We start from the raw sequence: 18,868 nt of genomic DNA on the forward strand, positions 1-18,868 counted from the left end.
CTTTTTGCTCTATATTTGAATTAACTGCTGAAAACTATTCCTGATCTCTTCTCCATTCAATTCGCTACCAATAAGAATGATACAAGGCTTCGCAACTAATTGATCATTACTGCGATTTAACATAAGCTGACCTGAAGCATATTGATACTGAAACATTTGTGGTGTTTCTGTTAATTGAATAATACCTTTACTTCTCACAATTTTTGGCATACTCTGAAGCCATCGCTCAAAACTAATGCGGTCAACAGATGGTATGTCCCGTAGTGTAATTGCTTCAAACATATGGTGATGATGGTGGTGATGGTCGTGGCCGTGGTCATGGTGGTGGTGATCCTGTTTCTCACAACCACAACTTTCATCACAAGGCGCAATGGAATACGCTCTATTTAATACTCTTTCCTTTAATAAAACATCCGTACTAATCTCACCATGTGTTGTCTCAATAAAATCAGCTCGCTTATCTACTAAATCGCCAATTTTCTTTCTAACCTTTGTTAATTCTTTCTCTTTAATTAAATCAATTTTATTTAAAACGACTAACGAAGACGAATTAATTTGCTTTTTTAAAATGTCTCTAATCTCTTTTGAACTTGAAAAAATACTTTGATATTCAAGAAACTTACTTCCATCCACCATTCCAACAGTAGAAACTAATTGAACTTTATCGATTAAAGAAGGATGTGTGAGTGCTTCAATAATTTCTGATGGATCGGCTACTCCTGTTCCTTCAATAAAAAGAATATCAATATCTTCATTCACTTCTAAAAACACTGCAAGTTCTCTCGTCATATCTGCTGAAATCGTACAACAAATACACCCATTAAGCATCTCAACCATTCGCTCTTTGTCGAACAATCCTTCTTCGACATTCACTTCTCCTAATTCATTTAAAATAAGGGCGGGATTAAGACCTTTATTTTTTGCTGCCTGAACTGCTTTTTGAAGAACTGTTGTTTTTCCACTTCCTAAGAAACCAGTGATTAAGTATACTGGAATGGATTTAGCCATTGTTTTTTGAACCACCTTTGCAAACATAATCTATCAAATCAAGCATACAATAAATAGAGTATTTTCACAAATAAGAATCATTACTATTTGTGCGTTTCATTTCATTTTCTTGACAAATTATTCTGCTACTACGAAACCTAAATCATCTATGTTAAAATACTATTTAGCTAGAAATCTACCTATTTAGGAGAGAACTATGAACTTAAAAACCTCAATTTCATCCTTGATGAAAGATTTATTCGGAGTTATATTACTTGTTTTCTTCCTTTTTCTGTTCTTTAACATTGAACGTTTTAAAGAAGGAACATTTCCTGTATCTGATGTTATGCTTAATGTAAATACAATTTTCCTTGGAATTGTCATTGAGGCTGTTCCTTTTATTTTGCTTGGGGTGTTTGTTTCTGCGCTCATTCAAATTTATGTTTCAGAAGATACACTGCAAAGATACTTACCAAAAAACGCTTATATGGCGTTACTACCAGCTGCTGTATTAGGAGCGATCTTTCCGATTTGTGAATGCGCAATTATACCAGTTGTTCGTCGTCTTATTAAAAAAGGAATGCCACTTCATGTCGGTGTTGTGTTTTTAGTTGCTGCACCAATTCTAAATCCAGTTGTTGCTGCATCAACTTTCTACGCTTTCCGTACCGATTTAACTGTTCTATATGCTAGAATGGGACTAGCCTTTGTGCTAGCGATTATTATCGGTGCGATTATGTACGTAATCTTTAAAAACAAAGACCAATTAAAGTGGACAAAAGAAGAGTTGACGGGGAGAGTCGTGCTTCCAGTCGAAACGGCTAAAAAACCTAATCGAATCAAACAAACCTTTTACCATGCTGCCGATGAATTTTTCTTAATGGGGAAATATTTAATCGCAGGTGCTTTTATCGCCGCTTTATTCCAAACACTGTTAGATCGCAATATATTACTAGCAATCGGTAGTAACGAGTGGTCATCAACAGGTGTTATGATGGCTTTTGCGTTCATTCTTTCTCTATGTTCAGAAGCAGATGCCTTTGTTGCCGCGTCTTTCGGCAATACATTCACAACTGGATCGATTATTGCCTTTCTTGTTTATGGACCGATGTTAGATTTGAAAAACACAATTATGCTGTTTGCCTTCTTCCGAGTGAAATTTGTCATTAGTTTTATGATCGTTGTTACAGCTGTTGTATTTATTTCAGTTCTATCACTTCAACTATTTGTATTATAATAGATTAATAGGAGGGATAAGATGAATAGAGAAAATACTGACCTTAGTTTTCATAGCTATATTCGAGGGATTATCCTTCTAGGTTTTTCGCTACTCATGCTTGCGTTTATTTTATCAGGAAACATTCGCTACTATATCGCCCCTAAAATGATGCCCTTTATGTATTTTGCATTAGTTGTTTTTATCATTTTAGGTGTAGTACAAATCATAAGAAGTACGAGGAAGAATGATCAAGAGATTGATTGTGATTGCGGCGAAGATCATTCGATGACAGGCTCGCCACTATTGAAAATTGGAATATACTCAATCTTCGTTGCCCCTATTGTGATGGGATTTGTTCTACCGGATAAAGTTCTAGATAGTTCAGTTGCTGCCAACCGCGGTGTCCAATATGGAAGCGGGATATTAACAAAACCAACCGACCCAAATGAAATAACGGGCAGTACTTCGAGAGCTGAAGCATTTCTGGAAAATCCTGATGGTTATTTTGATAGTTTGGGTGAAACGGAAGAGCATTTTTCAGTTGAAGACTTTTATACTGAAGAAGGTTTTAACCAATATTATCAAGAACTAGCTGAAGAAATGAAAGACCAACAACGAATTATTGTGACTGATGATAATTATTTAGATATTATGACGGTCTTAGATTTACACATGGATCAATTTATCGGTAGAGAACTTGTCATTACTGGATTTGTTTACCGTGAACCCGAATTTGAAGATAATCAATTGGTCGTAGCTCGATTTGCCATGACGTGTTGTGTTGCGGATGCGGCAGTATACGGCACGTTAGTAGAGTCAGACTTAGCAACAGAATATGAAAACGATACGTGGGTTCATGTTGCTGGTGTTCTTGATAAAACTGACTACAATGGCTACCAAATTCCACTTATACACTTAAGAGAGATTACAGTTATTGATGAACCGGAACAGCCTTATGTGTTCCCAAGTTTTAGATAACAAAGAAAAGTGCAAGCGCCCGTTCACCTAAAGCTAGACATCTTTGAATTTTATACTTCGCTAAAAATAAAAGGCTGACAGAATTGTCAGCCTCTTATTTATTCTTATTCATTTCCTTCTTGTAACAAGCGCCTTACTTCATTAACATCTTTGTCACCACGACCTGAAATGTTAACGATAATGATATCCTCTTTGCTTAACTGGCCTGCTTCTTTTATTGCATAAGCAACAGCATGTGCACTCTCTAGAGCAGGGATAATCCCCTCTGTTCGAGCTAATGTTTGAAAGGCATCTAATACTTCTTTTTTAGAAACAGAATAATACTCAGCGCGCTCAGTTACCTTTAGATAACTATGCTCTGGTCCAATTCCAGGATAGTCTAAACCAGCTGAAATCGAATGGGTAGGTAACGGGTTTCCTTCTTCATCCTGTAAACAAAGGCATTTGAAACCATGGATGACACCAGGCGTACCCTTTGTAAGAGTTGCCGCTTCTTCAGGCTCAACTCCAACAAGCCTTACATTTTCTTCAGGCAAGTATTCGGAAAATGCACCAATAGCATTACTTCCTCCACCGACACACGCGACGACGACGTTTGGTAATTTTCCTTCCTTTTCAAGAATCTGGCGTTTCGACTCTTTACTAATGATCGACTGAAAATGATGAACCATTGTCGGAAATGGATGTGGCCCAACGGCAGATCCAAGAAGGTAAAACGTGTTCTCGTAGTTTTCGACAAGGTCATTTAATGCTTCATCAACAGCATCTTTCAATCGCCCTTGACCTTTATGAACAGGAACAACTGTTGCTCCTAAAAGTTCCATACGAAATACATTTAACTCCTGGCGACGAGTGTCTTCAGCCCCCATGTAAATGATACACTCCATGCCGAGCATTGCACATGCTGTAGCAGTAGCTACACCATGCTGTCCAGCCCCAGTTTCAGCGATAATTCTGTGAGCACCCATTTTTTTTGCTAATAAAATTTGCCCGATTACATTGTTAATTTTATGGGCACCTGTATGGTTTAAATCTTCTCGTTTTAAATAAATTTTTGCACCGCCACATTTTTCAGTTAACCTTTCAGCTAGAGTTAATGGATTTTCTCTGCCGACATATTCTTTTAAATAGTACAAGTATTCCTCGACAAATTCAGGATCTTCTTTATACTTATTAAAGTTTTCATCTAAACGCTCTAACACTGCGTTTAATTGTGGTGGTACGAAACTTCCGCCAAACTCCCCAAAATACCCTTTTTCATTCTTCTCAACTGTACTCATCTCTGCTTTACTCATTCTAAACTCTCCTTTAATTCTAAAGTAATCACAATAACATAATATTATGATAATTTATATTTTATCAGCTTTATATAGTAGTAGCAATGATTAATGGTTACTCACACCAATGGTAGATTCTGTTTTAGGCTGATGGACTACTTCTAATTGATCCTCTTGTTTCAATAAGAAATAATGAACACTATCTACTAAGGCATACCAACTCGCTTTAATGATATTACCCGAGACACCAATTGTGCTCCATTTCTCAGTACCGTCTGAAGACTCAATAAGAACACGTACCCGAGATGCTGTAGCATCTGTTTCATCTAAGACACGAACTTTATAGTCTGATAAGTACATTTTATTAATACAAGGATAAAATTGTTCAAGTGCTTTTCTTAAGGCATGGTCGAGTGCGTTTACAGGACCGTTTCCTTCTGCAGCAGTTAGCACTTCTTGGTCGTTTACAACTAATTTAACAACTGCTTCCGTTGTAAATGATTGATCTGCATTGTTTTCGATAAATATTTTAAAATGATCAAGTTTAAAAAACTCTAAATGTTCACCGAGTCCTTTTTTAACAACTAACTCAAAAGAAGCTTCAGCTGCTTCATACTGATACCCATTAAGCTCTAGCTCTTTAATTTGTTCAATAATTTGCTTAGTTGCTGGATTATTCTTATCTAAATCTAAATTCCATTCTTTCGCTTTAAAAAGTACATTACTTTGCCCTGATAGTTCAGAAACTAGTACTCTTCTTTTATTTCCAATAGCTTCGGGTTCAATGTGTTCATACGTTTCAGGATGCTTTAATACAGCGCTAACATGCATGCCACCTTTATGAGCAAATGCACTTTTCCCGACAAAAGGCTGGTTACTCGGCGGAATCTGGTTGGCAATTTCATGGACATACTTCGAGACCGATGTGAGGTTCACCAACTGATGCGGTTCAATACAGGAATAACCCATTTTTAGCTGTAAATTAGGAATAACAGAAATAAGGTTTACATTTCCACACCGTTCTCCGTAGCCATTAATTGTACCTTGTACATGAGTCGCCCCCGCTTGAACTGCAGCGATCGTATTTGCAACGGCTACTTCTCCATCATTATGACAATGGATGCCGACTTGGATCGATAGCTCCTGTACGACATGTTGGACAATTTCCATCACTTCATGAGGAAGAGAGCCTCCATTCGTATCACAAAGGGCTACACAGTCAGCACCAGCTGCTTCTGCCTTTTTTATCGCTTGAATAGCGTAGTCAGCATTCCTCTTATATCCATCAAAAAAATGCTCTGCATCAAAAATCACTTCTAACCCATTCTCTTTTAAAAACTTTACTGAATCGTAAATCATATCTAAATTCTCTTCTAGTGTCGTTTGTAACGCATGAGTCACTTGAAAATCCCATGTCTTTCCAAAGATTGCGACAGAACGTACACCACTTTCTAAGATGCGTTGCAAGTTTTGATCTTGATCGGCCGTAACCCCCATACGACGTGTGCTTCCAAACGCCGTAACCTTAGCATTCTTTAACTCAAGATCCTTCACTTTTTTAAAGAAATTCATGTCCTTTGGATTACTACCAGGCCAACCACCTTCTATGTAGTGTAACCCCAATTCATCTAGCTTCTTAGCAATCTTTAATTTGTCATCGACAGAAAGACTTACTCCCTCACCTTGTGTGCCATCTCTAAGTGTTGTGTCATATAGGAACACATTTTGGCTGCTCATTTTATACTCCCCACTCTCCTAGCATTACTCTCTACTAAAATCTCAAATCAAAATTTAAATTATCAGATTATTGCATTAAAGTATAACACATCAACGTGCAAAAGACTATGTAACGTTCAAAATTTTCAGTTAGTTTTTATTATTCCTTTACTCTTATGAATATGCAATATTATCTCTAAAAAGTATTAGATACATTCAGGGTGGCATTACCTATTTTCGGGTTGCAAAGCTAATTGCTAGTAAAAGAATGTGCTTCTTTTCAAATTACGACTTTCAAATAGTAAAAGCGCAATAGAACACAAGTCTATTACGCTTTTAACCTATTTTATTTAAGTGAATTATTATGCTTTTTCAACGACCGTTGCTACACCTTGACCGCCGCCGATACATAATGTAGCAAGTCCGTATTTTCCGTCGCGACGATTTAATTCATGAAGCAGGGATACTAGAATACGAGCCCCACTTGCCCCAATTGGATGTCCTAAAGCAATCGCACCACCATTTACATTTAGAATTTCTTTAGAGAATTCCAAATCACGACCTACAGCTAATGCTTGCGCTGCAAAAGCTTCATTTGCTTCGATTAAGTTTAGATCAGATAAAGTAAGACCGGCTTTTTCTAATGCTTTTTTCGTTGCAGGCACTGGACCAATACCCATAATACTTGGATCAACAGCTGCACTTGCGTTTCCGCGAATAACCACTAGTGGAGTTACACCAAGTTCTTCGGCTTTTTTACGGCTCATCACGACTACAGCTGCAGCTCCATCATTTAAACCGGATGCATTACCAGCTGTAACACTTCCTTCCTTTTTAAAAGCAGGGCGAAGTTTTCCTAGCTTTTCAGCCGTTGTACCAGCTTTTACATACTCATCTGTATCAAATACAATTGGATCGCCTTTGCGTTGAGGAATTTCAACAGAAACGATTTCATCCTTGAATTTACCATCAGCAACAGCTTTAGACGCCTTTTCTTGACTCCAAGCTGCAAACTCATCTTGCTCTTCACGAGTTAATTCGTATTTATCACATAAATTCTCTGCTGTAACACCCATATGATAATCATTGAAAGCACATGTTAAGCCGTCGTGTACCATGCTATCAATTAACTTTTGGTCACCCATTCTAAAACCGTCTCTTGCTCCCATTGATAAGTAAGGAGCCTGGCTCATATTTTCCATACCGCCGGCAACCACTACATCTGCATCCCCAGATAAAATCGCTTGTGTTGCTAAATGAACGGCTTTTAGACCTGATCCACACACTTTATTAATCGTCATTGAAGGCGTGTGTTGCGGTAAGCCAGCCTCAATCGCTGCTTGTCTTGCTGGATTTTGTCCTAAACCGGCTTGAAGGACATTCCCCATAATAACCTCGTCTACTTGGTCTGCAGCAACTCCCGCTCGTTCTAAAGCAGCCTTAATAACAGTTGCACCTAGCTTCGTTGCCTTAACACTTTTTAAACTACCTCCAAAACTTCCAATCGGCGTTCTGACAGCGCTTACAATCACCACTTCTTGATTATTCATTATGATCGCTCTCCCTTCCGTTCTTTACATCTTTTTAATTAAAAATATCCTTAAGTATTTAGTAGTTGCTTCTGATTGAGCGTACGCTCAGTATGTTCCCCATTAAGTATACACAATTGTAGAAACATATGTATAGTGTTATCTCAATATTCAGGCTCCTTTTTTTTAAAAAAGGAGCCTGAAATATTAACTAAGATGTCTTCGTTCGCTTACCAATTGAACGCCAGCCTTCTATTCCGAGGAAGATACATAATATAAATAAAACTAAGCCTGAACCGAACAGGAGCCAATTCTGAGATATAAAGTTATTGTACATAAGCACACCGAGTGCTGAAACAGTGACAACAAACATAAAGAACATTGGGATGACGACGTAATAGGCTTTTGCACCAATTTTTATTAACCATACGGATACAGCCAACAACGCTAATGCTCCGAGCATTTGGTTTGCTGACCCGAATAACGGCCATACTCTTTCCCATGTTCCAGACAACGCTAAAGCACCTGCACCGATTAATCCTGCAATCGTAGCGACATGGTTATTTTTCACCGCTGGAATATGTTCTTCACCTAATTCTTGAATAGCATATCGCATTAGACGTGTTGCAGAGTCTAATGTCGTTAATAAAAATGCGGAAGCCGTTAGCGCTGTAAATGTCGTAGCTACTGTGATGTCGATCCCCCAATGTGACATAAAGTAACCAATACCAGCTGCAAATGTACCGATTGGCCCTCCTAGCTCCGTCATTCTAGCAGCAAAATCCGCTTGTGTTAAATAAGCAACAGCACCGATTGCGATAATTGCTAAAAAGGCTTCTAATAACATTGACCCATAAGCGATAAACTTACCGTTCTTCTCATTATCTAACTGTTTTGCTGTCGTTCCTGAGGAGACGAGCGAGTGAAACCCTGAGATGGCGCCACAAGCGATGGTAATAAATAGAATTGGGAATAAGAAACCTAACGTTTCATGGTTAAAACCAGTATAAGCTGGAAGTTGTATCGCAGGAGCTGCAAGAATAATCCCAAGTGTTGCCCCTGCAATCATTCCATATAATAGGAAAGCGTTTAAATAATCACGAGGTTGGAGCAATACCCATACAGGGAGAATAGATGCGATATAAGCATAGATTAATAGAATAAACGACCAGGTTACCGCACTTAATTCGAGCGGAAAGGAAATACCTACCCACACACTAATTAACATGGCAGCGACACCTAAAATACTCGCAACCGGTAAACTTAAACGAATTTGGTTAATAATAAAACCAAATACGAGTGCAACACCGACAAATAGTACAGAGGCTGTAGCAGCTTGTGGTACGGCTACAAACGTATTAGCAACAAGTATAATAAACACACCAACAATTAATATTAATGTGGCGATCGAAAAGATCAAAAATAAAACTTGGCCTCGTTTTCCAATATATTCACGTATAATTTCTCCGATCGATTTAGCCTTGTGACGAACGGAAGCTTGTAACGATGTATAGTCATGAACACCACCAATAAAAATACTTCCTATAAGGATCCAAAGTACAGCAGGTAACCAACCAAAGAAGGCAGCAGTAATGGGTCCCACTATAGGTCCACCACCCGCGATCGTAGCAAAATGGTGCCCAAGTAAAACCGGTTTTTTCGCTGGAACATAATCCACACCGTCATACAATTCATTCGCCGGTGTTTTTCGATTCGGGTCTACTTTCATTTGTCTCTCTAGAAATCTACCATACGTAAAATAAGCAATAAGCAGAATAAGACCAGATATTAATAACAGTGTAAGTAAATTCATGTCTTATTTTCCCCCTTTAGTCGACTATAAAGTGCTGCATGTACTCTCTCCCTTTCCTATGGACATACACTTCTCTCTGTTCTACCTGCACGAGACCTACATAACATTCGATCCATCCATTCATACCTAGTTTAAGAAACTTAAGTTTCCGTTGTTTTTTCACCTCCTTAATAACTTCTTTTTCTAAAGGCTGGTTCGTTATAATAACGCCAACAAGAATAGAAGACATATGTTCACTATGAGAAGGAACATACGATTTACTATTCGTTAATAACTCTGTCGCAAACGTTTGAACATCTTCCTTTGTCACCTTTGTTTCTTTCTCCCACACAAATACATATTGCTGATTATCCACCCCCCAAATTGGAATCGACTTGGACATGAAATACTTTTCATCGCGCCTTTTGTACTCCGCATAAAACGAAAGTGGAATGCAACCGAGCTTTTTATTTCGATAAACATTAAAATGACGACTATATTTCTCTATTAACTGATCAAGATAACTTTTGGAAATCGTTACACTCAAAGGCTCTCCTCCTAAAACCGTTTTAACCCTGAAACGGTAATCCCCTTAAAAAAAGGAATTTTAGATAGTTGAAAATCGATTTGATTATTTTTAAAAACTAAACTTTTTTCTATAAATATATGAATTCCATCGTGATGGTAAAAAGAGTACCGAGCAGGATTTGACGGCTCTTTCAAACGGACCTGCAGCTCTTGAACACTTCCTACACAACATTTGGTGGCGCTTTCAAATAGGTCAACAGTCAAAACGTTACCTTCTTTTTTCACCCAATCGAGCGCTTTTTCACTAAAATTAAATTTTAAATTTGCATTTCCAATCATCATCCCTCCCTTTTTATTCCTATACATATTATGACCAAGTCATAATTATTAAAGTTTTCTAAAAATAGTACGCAAATAAAAAGACTAACTCAAATATGAATTTGGTGCTTGTCGTTACAGCACCTCACATTGATTGAGTCAGTCTTTTATCAAATGGGGTTTATTCTGCTTTCATTAAGAAAGTGGCAATAGGAGTCTTTCCGGCAACCACTTCGCTCACTGGCTCTAGCTTCAGTGATTGTACTTGATCAGCATTCGTTATAACAATTGGAGTAATGGTACTAGCTGCTTTTTCTTTTATTAAATCAAGAGAAAACTCAACTAATTTTGTGCCAACTTGTACTTTATCTCCTTCTTTTACGAAGACTTCAAATCCCTCACCTTTCATATTAACAGTTTCAATTCCGATATGAATAAGTACCTCTGCACCGCTTAGTGAACGGATACCGATTGCATGTTTTGTAGGAAAAACCTGGATGATCTCCCCTTCAACAGGTGATACAACTTCCCCATTACTAGGTTCAACGGCAAAACCGTCGCCAATCATCTTTTGTGCAAATGTCGGATCTGGCACGTCTTCAACTTTTACATATGTGCCATTCATAGGAGAATGTAACACTTCTTCAGTTGGTATTTCTTTTTTCTTGTCTAATCCAAATAGTTTTTTTAACATATTTAATCACCTCGACTTGTATATACAACTAAAGAGTAATCGTAATTATGATTTTTGTCAAAGCATTACTACTCTAGTTCTAATATTTTGTAATGTTCCCTAATTTATAGAAATAAAACAGCGAACTATATATTAAATTTTCATAATTACCAAACAATTTAAACGTTTCTTTTACAGAAAATAACTAAAACACGAATGAAATTGAAAAAACATCAAAAAAAGTTCGTTAAATTAATAAAATGATCTTACATAAGAAAAATGATTGTGCTATAATCACTTCATCAACAGATCAAAAAAATAACTCGTATAATTATTGGGAATATGGCCCAAAAGTTTCTACCGAATTGCCGTAAACAATTCGACTACGAGTGAACATATGACATCAAAGCGTAACCTGCCATTTAATTATTTTGTTTTTTATAAAACTGGTTTGCTTTGTTACGGAAATCAAAACCCGAATGTCAGTATTCACTCGAAGTCTAGTGAACTGCCGTTCGGGTTTTTTATTTATTTTCAGTTACAGCTACGTATTGAGGAGGATCATCAAATGAAATTGCTTAAAGAAGAAATATTAAGTAAAGGAATCGTATTATCAGATGGGGTCTTAAAAGTAGACTCTTTTCTAAACCATCAAATTAACCCTATTTTATCTTTAGAAATGGGTAAAGAATTTGTTAAGAGGTTTCATAGCGAAGATCCTAATACAAAAGTTTTAACGATTGAATCTTCAGGTATTGCTCCAGCATTTACAACGGCACTTGAGCTTGGAGTTGAACTCGTATTTGCAAGGAAGAAGAAATCATTGACGATGAATGACAATGTCTATACGGCTGATGTTTACTCGTTCACGAAGCAAGAAACGAATACCATTACGGTGTCAAAAGATTTCATTACAGAAAGCGATCGTGTGCTAATCATTGATGATTTCCTAGCAAACGGCCAAGCTGCGCTTGGACTTGCTCAAATTGTTGAACAAGCAGGGGGAACCGTTTCAGGCATTGGTATTGTAATTGAAAAATCCTTCCAACCTGGACGACAAGTTTTATTAGATGCAGGGTACAAAGTGGAGTCCTTAGCTAGAATTGAGTCATTAAAAAACAATGAAGTTCGTTTCGTTGATGAAACGGTACTCGTATAAAAGGGAGAAAGTACAATGTCTACAAAATCAGTCAACTATCCTTGGTATAAAAAAGAAGATACAGATGCATTCTTTTCACTCTTCCAAAACAACTTAGCCAACTTTGTACTCATTACTATTACATTGCTTGCAGCAGGTTTTCCAGCAAGTATCGTGTTTGGAAAAGTTATTCCAGGTGCAGCTGTTGCAGTTGTTTTCGGTAACTTATACTATGCATTTTTAGCAAATCGACTAGCACAAAAAGAAGGAAGAACAGATGTAACTGCTTTATCGTATGGAATTAGTACACCGGTAATGGCCGTATTCCTTTTCGGTATTTTACTGCCGACTAATGCGATAACTGGTGACCCTGAACTTGCTTGGAAAATTGCTTTAGCTGCTGCATTTCTTAGTGGCTTACTTGAAGTCATGATTAGTTTTTCTGGAAACTGGATTCGTAATAACATTCCTCGTCCCGCAATGCTCGGAGCACTTGCTGGGGTGGCATTAACATTTATCGCTGGTGAGATGTTATTTAGAACGTTCCAAATGCCAGTTGTCGGACTAGTTGTTTTAGCTATTATTCTTGTAGGTATTATCGGTAAGCTTGCCATGCCGTTTAATATCCCTTCATCTTTATTCGCCATTATTATTGGTACAGTTCTAGCCTTTACACTTGGATATTCAGACACAAGTAAAATTAGTGAAGGCTTGGCAAATATCGGTTTTTATCCAATTTTGCCAACATTAGCACCATTTGAAGGAATCGGATTATTATTTACAACTTTCATTGGGCTTCTTGCAGTTATTTTACCAATTACGATTTATAATGCGATTGAAACAATGAATAATGTTGATGCGATGAGTGCTGCCGGTGACAGTTACGATGTGCGCGAATGTCAAGCTGTCGATGGAGCTGGAACGATGCTTGGGGCTATCTTTGGCGGACCTTTTCCAACAACCGTTTATATCGCGACAGTAGGATCAAAGTGGATGGGCGCTGGCCGCGGCTATAGTATCTTGAATGCAGTTGTGTTTTTCTTTGCTGCGATGTTCGGATTAATTGCAGCCATTTCGTCTATAATTCCGGTTTCAGCGATTGCTCCTATTCTTGTATTTGTCGGTGTATCAATGATAGCAACAGCTTATCAGTCCAATGCTTCAAAGTACTACCCAGCAGTTGCGGTTGCTATGTTACCGTACCTTGCCAATTACGTTATGACACGTTTTAACAATGCAGCTGGTGAGGTTGTCGCTAATCTCTCTCAAGGAATTGTACCACTCGGACAAGGTGCAATGTTCACTGGAATTATCTTAGGTGCTATCACTGTATTTATTATCGACCGCCATTATATCAAAGCAACGATCTTTGCTTTCGTTGCAGCATTATTCTCGTTTGTTGGATTAATGCATGCTCCATCTATAACCATTAATGCCGCTCAAGATTTCACGATTGGCTATATTGCCATTGCTTTGTTCTTTATTTATTGCCATTTCAAAGTTTCAAAGTCAACTATTCAAAGTCAACCTGAGAAAGAAAAACAAGCCGCATAATAATGTTAGAGAGATAGGTTAAAAAACCTATCTCTTTTTTGGCCTTTATAATGTACAAAAGTTATACAAAAGTTATATAATAAATTAACATAACATATAGGCTACGTGTGACGTACTATCTCTGATTTGAGTTTCAGCTTTAGTTACTATAGCCAAACTTTAAGATTATAGGTGATTAATATGAAGACAGAAGAATTTACTTACAGGGTGTTTATTTTTTGGTACGTTGTCGGAATAATTTTATTATCACTTGACGTTCTTCCGCCATGGCTTGACTGGGCCAACGCCGTATTTCTTATTCTTGCAGGCATTCTTGGCGGGATCTATTTTATCCTTCAATATGGTTCTCCATTAGGATGGACAGCAATTGTCGTTATCTTTGTATTTACAATTGTTGCTGAAAGCCTTGGGGTTGAATATGGTCTATTCTTTGGCGATTACTATTACGAGCCTGATTTTGGTGTTCATCTCTTGAATGTTCCAATCACCATTGGTTTTGCCTGGCTCATGGTCATGGCGACAACCCATGTTATCGCAAAAGGGATCGTTCAATCACTTCCATACAAATGGCTCGTTCTGCTTGTCTATCCTTTGCTTGGAGCAATAGCAGCTGTCATTATGGATTTAGCAATAGACCCCGTTGCTTATCAAGTCAAGCAGTACTGGATTTGGATGGGTGATGGAGGCTATTATGGGGTACCTTTTTCAAATTTTGTAGGCTGGTTTATTATTTCTTTTATTCTTCATGTGTTTTTGTACCTTTTGTTTCATTTAAAACATGTATGGAATAAGAAATCGATTAAACCGTGGGAATTTCGAATGGTTTTACTCTATGTACAAATTATCATCATGTTTGTTGTTATAGCTTTAACTGCAAATCTTTGGATGGCTGCATTTTTACCATTGATTCTGATGGCTAAATTACTCGTAATCTATTTTCTGATGAGAGGAGCACGGAAGAATGATTGAAGCCAGAAAAAGCCCGGCCTTTGAAGCCTTATTCTATCAATACAATAAAAAACTACTAAAGAAATCATTTTCACAAATTATGTTACGTAATGACTCAGACATTAACCCGGCAAAACCAACCCTTTTTCTGTTAAACCATAGTTCATGGTGGGACGGATTGATTTCTTTTCACTTGGCAAAGACCCTTTTTTCGATAGACAGCTACGCGATGATGGAAGAAAAAGGCTTAGTCACCTTTCCTTTTTTTAAAAGACTGGGTGCTTTTTCTATTCACCTCCAAAGTGTAAAAGAAATCGTTTCCTCCTTACGTCATGCTGAACAACTATTACTTCAAAATAAAGGCATTTGGATGTTTCCTCAAGGAAAGGAAGAACATTTGGAAAAGAGACCTCTTTCATTTAAAAATGGCGCTGCTTATCTTATTGAAAAAGTTCCTGCCGTTCAAGTCGTGCCAATTACTTACTACTATACATTTAGCGGTCAGCAATTACCTAACTTATATATCCATGCCGGGAAAGAGCTAGTTTTCTCGGGTAAAAGAAATTCAAGAAAGCAATTAACAACATTGTTAGAAGCCATTGTCACCAAACAACTTGATCAACAACGACATGACGTTATTCACCATCTAACAAATCAGTATAATGTCTTATTAACAGGGAAACGACCTGTTAGTGAACTTTTTAAAGCCCTAAAAAACGGAAAGCGGTGAAAACATATGTTTTATTATGCGATTACCCATTTCATCTTTTTAATATGGACGATAATTAACTCCATGTTTATGCCAAAACTAAAACAGAATGTACATTTATCTTACTCCTCGCCTCCTCTTGTTTCGATTTTAATTCCGTTACGAAATGAAGAGCGAAATATTAAGAGATTAGTAGAAAGTTTAACATCGCTTACTTATCAAAAAATCGAAGTGATCTTTCTCGATGATCAGTCTACTGACAACACATATAATCTGCTCATGGAACATACAGAAACACATATTAACTTTAAAGTCATTAAAGGTGCTCCACTAGCAAACGGCTGGGCAGGTAAAGTACACGCTTGTAAGCAACTAGGTGAACGGGCTAAAGGTGATTACTTGCTATTTCTTGATGCTGATGTCAAAGTACGTCCGACTATTATTGAAAAAACGATTTCAACTATGGAAGTGTATGATGCAGGCTTATTAACGGGATTTCCTAAATTTCCAACTTCAACACTACTAAGTAAGATTTTAGTTCCGATGCAACATTTTATTGTGCACTTTCATCTCCCAATATTTATCGCCAATCGAACAACATTTCCTTCTTTTTCGGCTGCACATGGGGCCTTTATGTGTTTTCGTAAAGAGGTCTACCATAAGATCGGCGGACACAGTTCTGTAGCAGCTTCCATTGTCGAAGATGTTCATTTAGCACGTCATGTAAAAAAGAATGGCCACCGTGTTTTACTTGCTAACCTAACAAATGACGTTTCTTGTTTTATGTACGAAACGAACAAAGAAGTTTGGAATGGCTTTGTTAAAAACATCTTCGTTGGGTTAGGTCGTTCTATTCCACTCGCTTCCTTGATTATCATCTTCTATAGTATATTTTTTGTTATGCCATTGTTCTTCGCAATCGCAGGCATTATCACAAACGAATTATTATATTTGATACCTTACATAATCTTGCTTATTCACAGGGGATTTGTGGATTGGAAAACCCAACAACGAAACATGCAGTTTCTTTGGATGCCCTTCTCAGCTCTGACGATTATCATTTTATTAATCTACTCTGCTTTTCTAAGTGTTCAAAAAAAGGGCTATCGCTGGAAAGGACGTAGCTATACATGAAGAAAGTTGTCATTATAGGTGGTGGATTGGGCGGGCTGGCAGCAGCCAACCTTCTAGCTTTCAATGGATATAAAGTCAAACTCTTTGAAAAGAATACACATGTTGGAGGGAAACTTAAACGTATTCAATCTGATGGTTACACATTTGATTTTGGTCCAAATACGATTACTATGCCTTCTGTATTTAAAGGCATCATCGAACAAACGGATAAGAAGTCGGAAGACTATTTTCACTTTAAAAAGCTTGATATACACACGAACAACCATTTTTCTAATGGGACAACGTTCTCTTTCTCAACAGATGCAGACTACATGATTTCACAACTTAACGAAATGGATGTGTTTGGAGCAAAGCATTATAAAAAGTATCTAAAAGAAGTAACTCGTTTATACGAACTCTCGCAATCTCATTTTTTGCCTAGAACCTTTTCTTCTTTAACTGAATATTTATCTCCAAGTTTAGGAAGAGCATTCCTTAGTGTACGACCTTTTGAAAGTTTAGATCACTTTCACCGACGATATTTTACGGACCCCAGGGTTCTTCAATCTTTTAATCGTTACGCAACTTACATTGGTTCGTCACCTTACTTAACACCTGCTACTTTTTCAATGATTGCTCATTTAGAGCTAATCGATGGTGTTTACTATACTTCTGGCGGAAATGCTACCATTGCGGAAGGACTCGCTAAACGTGCAAAAGAATTAGGGGTTCATATTCATCTTAATCAAGAAGTTATTAAAATTAACATAGATAATCAAGTTGCGACATCTATTAAATTAGCAAACGGGGAGACGATAGAAGCAGATGAGGTCATCTTAAATGGAGATTTATTAGCTTCGCTTCCTCAGCTTATTAATGAAAATGACCGTCCCCGCTTTTCAAATGTTACGATACAAAATGCGGAACCATCCATTTCTGCGTATGTTCTTCTGATCGGACTGAACACTCGTTTGAAAGACCTAATCCATCATCAAGTGTATTTTAGTCAAAATTATCAAGAAGAATTTAACGAGCTGTTAGTTAAGAAGCAATTACCAAAAGATCCTTCTATTTATATATGTAACTCTTCTTATACTGATTTTTCAATGTCACCTAAGGGCGATAATTTATTCATTCTTGTCAATGCACCTCCTTTATCAAGAGATGGTACAACAAATGAAGATTACGAATACTACAAAGATGTAATATATCAAAAGTTATCTCGAGCAGGATTAAATATCCGTCCTCACATTGAATATGAACAGCTGATTACTCCACAATCGATTAAACAAGAATACAATGCGTTCCGCGGGGCGTTATACGGGAGAGCTTCCAATCGAAGAATGGACGCTTTTTTCAGAACACCCAATCGATCCAAAGATATTGCGAATTTATATTTTGTTGGGGGCTCCACTCATCCTGGTGGAGGTTCACCTATGGTCGTTATAAGTGGTCAAAACGTTGCAAACTTGATCATTAATCACGATAAATAAAGCAACACCCCGTCAATCATCTCTTTTGACGGGGTGTTAGTTATGCTAATGCTTCTTGTGACGTCATGATTTGCTGTAGGAGTTGCCTTTTATCTCCATCTGAAACATAAGCTCTCGTTGTAAAACAATTATACTTATTTTTTCTAACGGAATTTAGGATGTGTCGGTAAAAATGTAACGCAGCTTTTACCGGAAACCTTGCATCCATAGGATAGTTCTCTATTGTAGGCAATGCGATATCATACAATTGTTCTGCCCTCGTTGCAATGTCTTCCCATAAACCAATAAAATTATCGTTGATTTCACCTTTTATTAGTTCTTCTCTCGTGTAGTTATGTTTTTCCATTAAATCAGCTGGTATATAAACTCTGCCACGCTCTAGATCTTCACCTACATCTCTTAAGATATTCGTTAACTGCATCGCAAGCCCTAACGATATTGCTCCACTTTTTAAATGTAGATTATTACTAGGGGCTAAGATCGGCAATAGCATTAACCCTACTGAACTTGCTACATAATACGAATACTGCTCTAATTGCTCAAGTGATGGATAGTGATGAACTTCAAAATCCATTTCTTGTCCACGGATCATATCAAAAAAAGGCTCAGCTTCCATCGAATAGCGTTGAAATACATCATTTAGAGCCACCCACATATCATCATTTACTGAAAAGCTCCCTCCCAAAAACAACTCAAACTCCGTCTTAAAGGCATGAAGCTCCTCTAACGTGCCCCCGTTGTCTACGATATCATCTACACGACGACAAAATGCATAGACTGCCCAAACTGCCTTTCGTTTTTCACTCGGAAGTACATTAAAAGCTTTTGCAAACGATTTAGAATGTCTTTCTATGACCACTCTACAAGACTCATAAGCTTTTTCTATTTGCTTCATT

17 protein-coding genes and 1 riboswitch are annotated in these 18,868 nt (G+C 37.4%); of the genes, 8 read left to right on the forward strand and 9 right to left on the reverse strand.

Annotated elements, in window-relative coordinates; translation table 11 throughout:
• Positions 1-9: 9 nt before the first annotated feature.
• The gene (locus N7Z68_RS01530; RefSeq protein ID WP_275116688.1) at positions 10-1,008 is read right to left on the reverse strand and encodes a CobW family GTP-binding protein; all 999 of its coding nucleotides are present in this window, start codon (positions 1,006-1,008) and stop codon (positions 10-12) included.
• Between the two features lie 196 nt (positions 1,009-1,204).
• On the opposite strand from N7Z68_RS01530, the gene N7Z68_RS01535 reads away from it, so the two are divergent.
• Positions 1,205-2,224 (forward strand): permease, encoded by a 1,020-nt coding sequence (locus N7Z68_RS01535; protein WP_275116689.1) that lies wholly within the window; start codon positions 1,205-1,207, stop codon positions 2,222-2,224.
• A gap of 21 nt (positions 2,225-2,245) precedes the next feature.
• A complete protein-coding gene (locus N7Z68_RS01540; protein ID WP_275116690.1) occupies positions 2,246-3,184 on the forward strand; it encodes a TIGR03943 family putative permease subunit in 939 nt (312 codons plus the stop codon).
• Between the two features lie 104 nt (positions 3,185-3,288).
• Here N7Z68_RS01540 and trpB read toward each other — a convergent pair whose 3' ends face one another.
• The 7 genes from trpB to N7Z68_RS01575 form a co-directional block, all read right to left on the reverse strand.
• The gene (gene trpB / locus N7Z68_RS01545; protein ID WP_275116918.1) at positions 3,289-4,464 is read right to left on the reverse strand and encodes a tryptophan synthase subunit beta; all 1,176 of its coding nucleotides are present in this window, start codon (positions 4,462-4,464) and stop codon (positions 3,289-3,291) included.
• Positions 4,465-4,569: 105 nt separating this feature from the next.
• Positions 4,570-6,198 (reverse strand): citramalate synthase, encoded by a 1,629-nt coding sequence (cimA, locus tag N7Z68_RS01550; protein WP_275116691.1) that lies wholly within the window; start codon positions 6,196-6,198, stop codon positions 4,570-4,572.
• Between the two features lie 341 nt (positions 6,199-6,539).
• Positions 6,540-7,727, reverse strand: a complete 1,188-nt coding sequence (locus tag N7Z68_RS01555) for an acetyl-CoA C-acetyltransferase (protein ID WP_275116692.1) — start codon at positions 7,725-7,727, stop codon at positions 6,540-6,542.
• 190 nt (positions 7,728-7,917) lie between these two features.
• The gene (locus N7Z68_RS01560; RefSeq protein WP_275116693.1) at positions 7,918-9,519 is read right to left on the reverse strand and encodes a carbon starvation CstA family protein; all 1,602 of its coding nucleotides are present in this window, start codon (positions 9,517-9,519) and stop codon (positions 7,918-7,920) included.
• 16 nt (positions 9,520-9,535) lie between these two features.
• Positions 9,536-10,045, reverse strand: a complete 510-nt coding sequence (locus N7Z68_RS01565) for a DUF8052 family protein (protein WP_275116694.1) — start codon at positions 10,043-10,045, stop codon at positions 9,536-9,538.
• A gap of 11 nt (positions 10,046-10,056) precedes the next feature.
• A complete protein-coding gene (locus N7Z68_RS01570) occupies positions 10,057-10,368 on the reverse strand; it encodes a CC/Se motif family (seleno)protein (RefSeq protein ID WP_275116695.1) in 312 nt (103 codons plus the stop codon).
• A 157-nt stretch (positions 10,369-10,525) separates the two neighbouring features.
• Complete coding sequence (locus N7Z68_RS01575) at positions 10,526-11,038, reverse strand: PTS sugar transporter subunit IIA (RefSeq protein WP_275116696.1); 513 nt, start codon at positions 11,036-11,038, stop codon at positions 10,526-10,528.
• Positions 11,039-11,320: 282 nt separating this feature from the next.
• A riboswitch (purine riboswitch) is annotated at positions 11,321-11,423 on the forward strand.
• Between the two features lie 162 nt (positions 11,424-11,585).
• On the opposite strand from N7Z68_RS01575, the gene N7Z68_RS01580 reads away from it, so the two are divergent.
• The 6 genes from N7Z68_RS01580 to N7Z68_RS01605 all read left to right on the forward strand — a co-directional run bounded on the left by N7Z68_RS01580 (position 11,586) and on the right by N7Z68_RS01605 (position 17,972).
• Complete coding sequence (locus N7Z68_RS01580; protein WP_275116919.1) at positions 11,586-12,176, forward strand: xanthine phosphoribosyltransferase; 591 nt, start codon at positions 11,586-11,588, stop codon at positions 12,174-12,176.
• Positions 12,177-12,191: 15 nt separating this feature from the next.
• Positions 12,192-13,709: an NCS2 family permease gene (locus N7Z68_RS01585; protein ID WP_275116697.1), complete on the forward strand. Its 1,518-nt coding sequence runs from the start codon at positions 12,192-12,194 to the stop codon at positions 13,707-13,709.
• A gap of 180 nt (positions 13,710-13,889) precedes the next feature.
• On the forward strand, positions 13,890-14,678 hold the full coding sequence (locus tag N7Z68_RS01590; RefSeq protein ID WP_275116698.1) for a carotenoid biosynthesis protein: 789 nt from the start codon (positions 13,890-13,892) through the stop codon (positions 14,676-14,678).
• On the forward strand, positions 14,671-15,387 hold the full coding sequence (locus N7Z68_RS01595) for a lysophospholipid acyltransferase family protein (protein WP_275116699.1): 717 nt from the start codon (positions 14,671-14,673) through the stop codon (positions 15,385-15,387). Before N7Z68_RS01590 ends, N7Z68_RS01595 begins: the two co-directional genes overlap by 8 nt.
• 6 nt (positions 15,388-15,393) lie before the next feature.
• Entirely contained in the window at positions 15,394-16,500 is a 1,107-nt protein-coding gene (locus N7Z68_RS01600; protein ID WP_275116700.1) for a glycosyltransferase family 2 protein, read from the forward strand.
• Entirely contained in the window at positions 16,497-17,972 is a 1,476-nt protein-coding gene (locus tag N7Z68_RS01605) for a phytoene desaturase family protein (protein WP_275116701.1), read from the forward strand. Before N7Z68_RS01600 ends, N7Z68_RS01605 begins: the two co-directional genes overlap by 4 nt.
• A 40-nt stretch (positions 17,973-18,012) precedes the next feature.
• Here N7Z68_RS01605 and N7Z68_RS01610 read toward each other — a convergent pair whose 3' ends face one another.
• On the reverse strand, positions 18,013-18,867 hold the full coding sequence (locus N7Z68_RS01610) for a phytoene/squalene synthase family protein (protein ID WP_275116702.1): 855 nt from the start codon (positions 18,865-18,867) through the stop codon (positions 18,013-18,015).
• Position 18,868 lies beyond the last annotated feature (1 nt).

Source organism: Alkalihalobacterium chitinilyticum (genome assembly GCF_029028005.1).
GTDB classification, from domain to species: Bacteria; Bacillota; Bacilli; order Bacillales; family Bacillaceae_F; genus Alkalihalobacterium; species Alkalihalobacterium chitinilyticum.

Bases quoted from the DNA above. Each gene is read 5' to 3' on its own strand.
- N7Z68_RS01530 (WP_275116688.1), bottom strand. From the start codon at position 1,008: ATGGCTAAATCCATTCCAGTATACTTAATCACTGGTTTCTTAGGAAGT.
- N7Z68_RS01590 (WP_275116698.1), top strand. From the start codon at position 13,890: ATGAAGACAGAAGAATTTACTTACAGGGTGTTTATTTTTTGGTACGTT.
- cimA (WP_275116691.1), bottom strand. From the start codon at position 6,198: ATGAGCAGCCAAAATGTGTTCCTATATGACACAACACTTAGAGATGGC.
- N7Z68_RS01540 (WP_275116690.1), top strand. From the start codon at position 2,246: ATGAATAGAGAAAATACTGACCTTAGTTTTCATAGCTATATTCGAGGG.
- N7Z68_RS01570 (WP_275116695.1), bottom strand. From the start codon at position 10,368: ATGATGATTGGAAATGCAAATTTAAAATTTAATTTTAGTGAAAAAGCG.
- N7Z68_RS01535 (WP_275116689.1), top strand. From the start codon at position 1,205: ATGAACTTAAAAACCTCAATTTCATCCTTGATGAAAGATTTATTCGGA.
- N7Z68_RS01580 (WP_275116919.1), top strand. From the start codon at position 11,586: ATGAAATTGCTTAAAGAAGAAATATTAAGTAAAGGAATCGTATTATCA.
- trpB (WP_275116918.1), bottom strand. From the start codon at position 4,464: ATGAGTACAGTTGAGAAGAATGAAAAAGGGTATTTTGGGGAGTTTGGC.
- N7Z68_RS01585 (WP_275116697.1), top strand. From the start codon at position 12,192: ATGTCTACAAAATCAGTCAACTATCCTTGGTATAAAAAAGAAGATACA.
- N7Z68_RS01575 (WP_275116696.1), bottom strand. From the start codon at position 11,038: ATGTTAAAAAAACTATTTGGATTAGACAAGAAAAAAGAAATACCAACT.
- N7Z68_RS01600 (WP_275116700.1), top strand. From the start codon at position 15,394: ATGTTTTATTATGCGATTACCCATTTCATCTTTTTAATATGGACGATA.
- N7Z68_RS01610 (WP_275116702.1), bottom strand. From the start codon at position 18,867: ATGAAGCAAATAGAAAAAGCTTATGAGTCTTGTAGAGTGGTCATAGAA.
- N7Z68_RS01595 (WP_275116699.1), top strand. From the start codon at position 14,671: ATGATTGAAGCCAGAAAAAGCCCGGCCTTTGAAGCCTTATTCTATCAA.
- N7Z68_RS01560 (WP_275116693.1), bottom strand. From the start codon at position 9,519: ATGAATTTACTTACACTGTTATTAATATCTGGTCTTATTCTGCTTATT.
- N7Z68_RS01605 (WP_275116701.1), top strand. From the start codon at position 16,497: ATGAAGAAAGTTGTCATTATAGGTGGTGGATTGGGCGGGCTGGCAGCA.
- N7Z68_RS01555 (WP_275116692.1), bottom strand. From the start codon at position 7,727: ATGAATAATCAAGAAGTGGTGATTGTAAGCGCTGTCAGAACGCCGATT.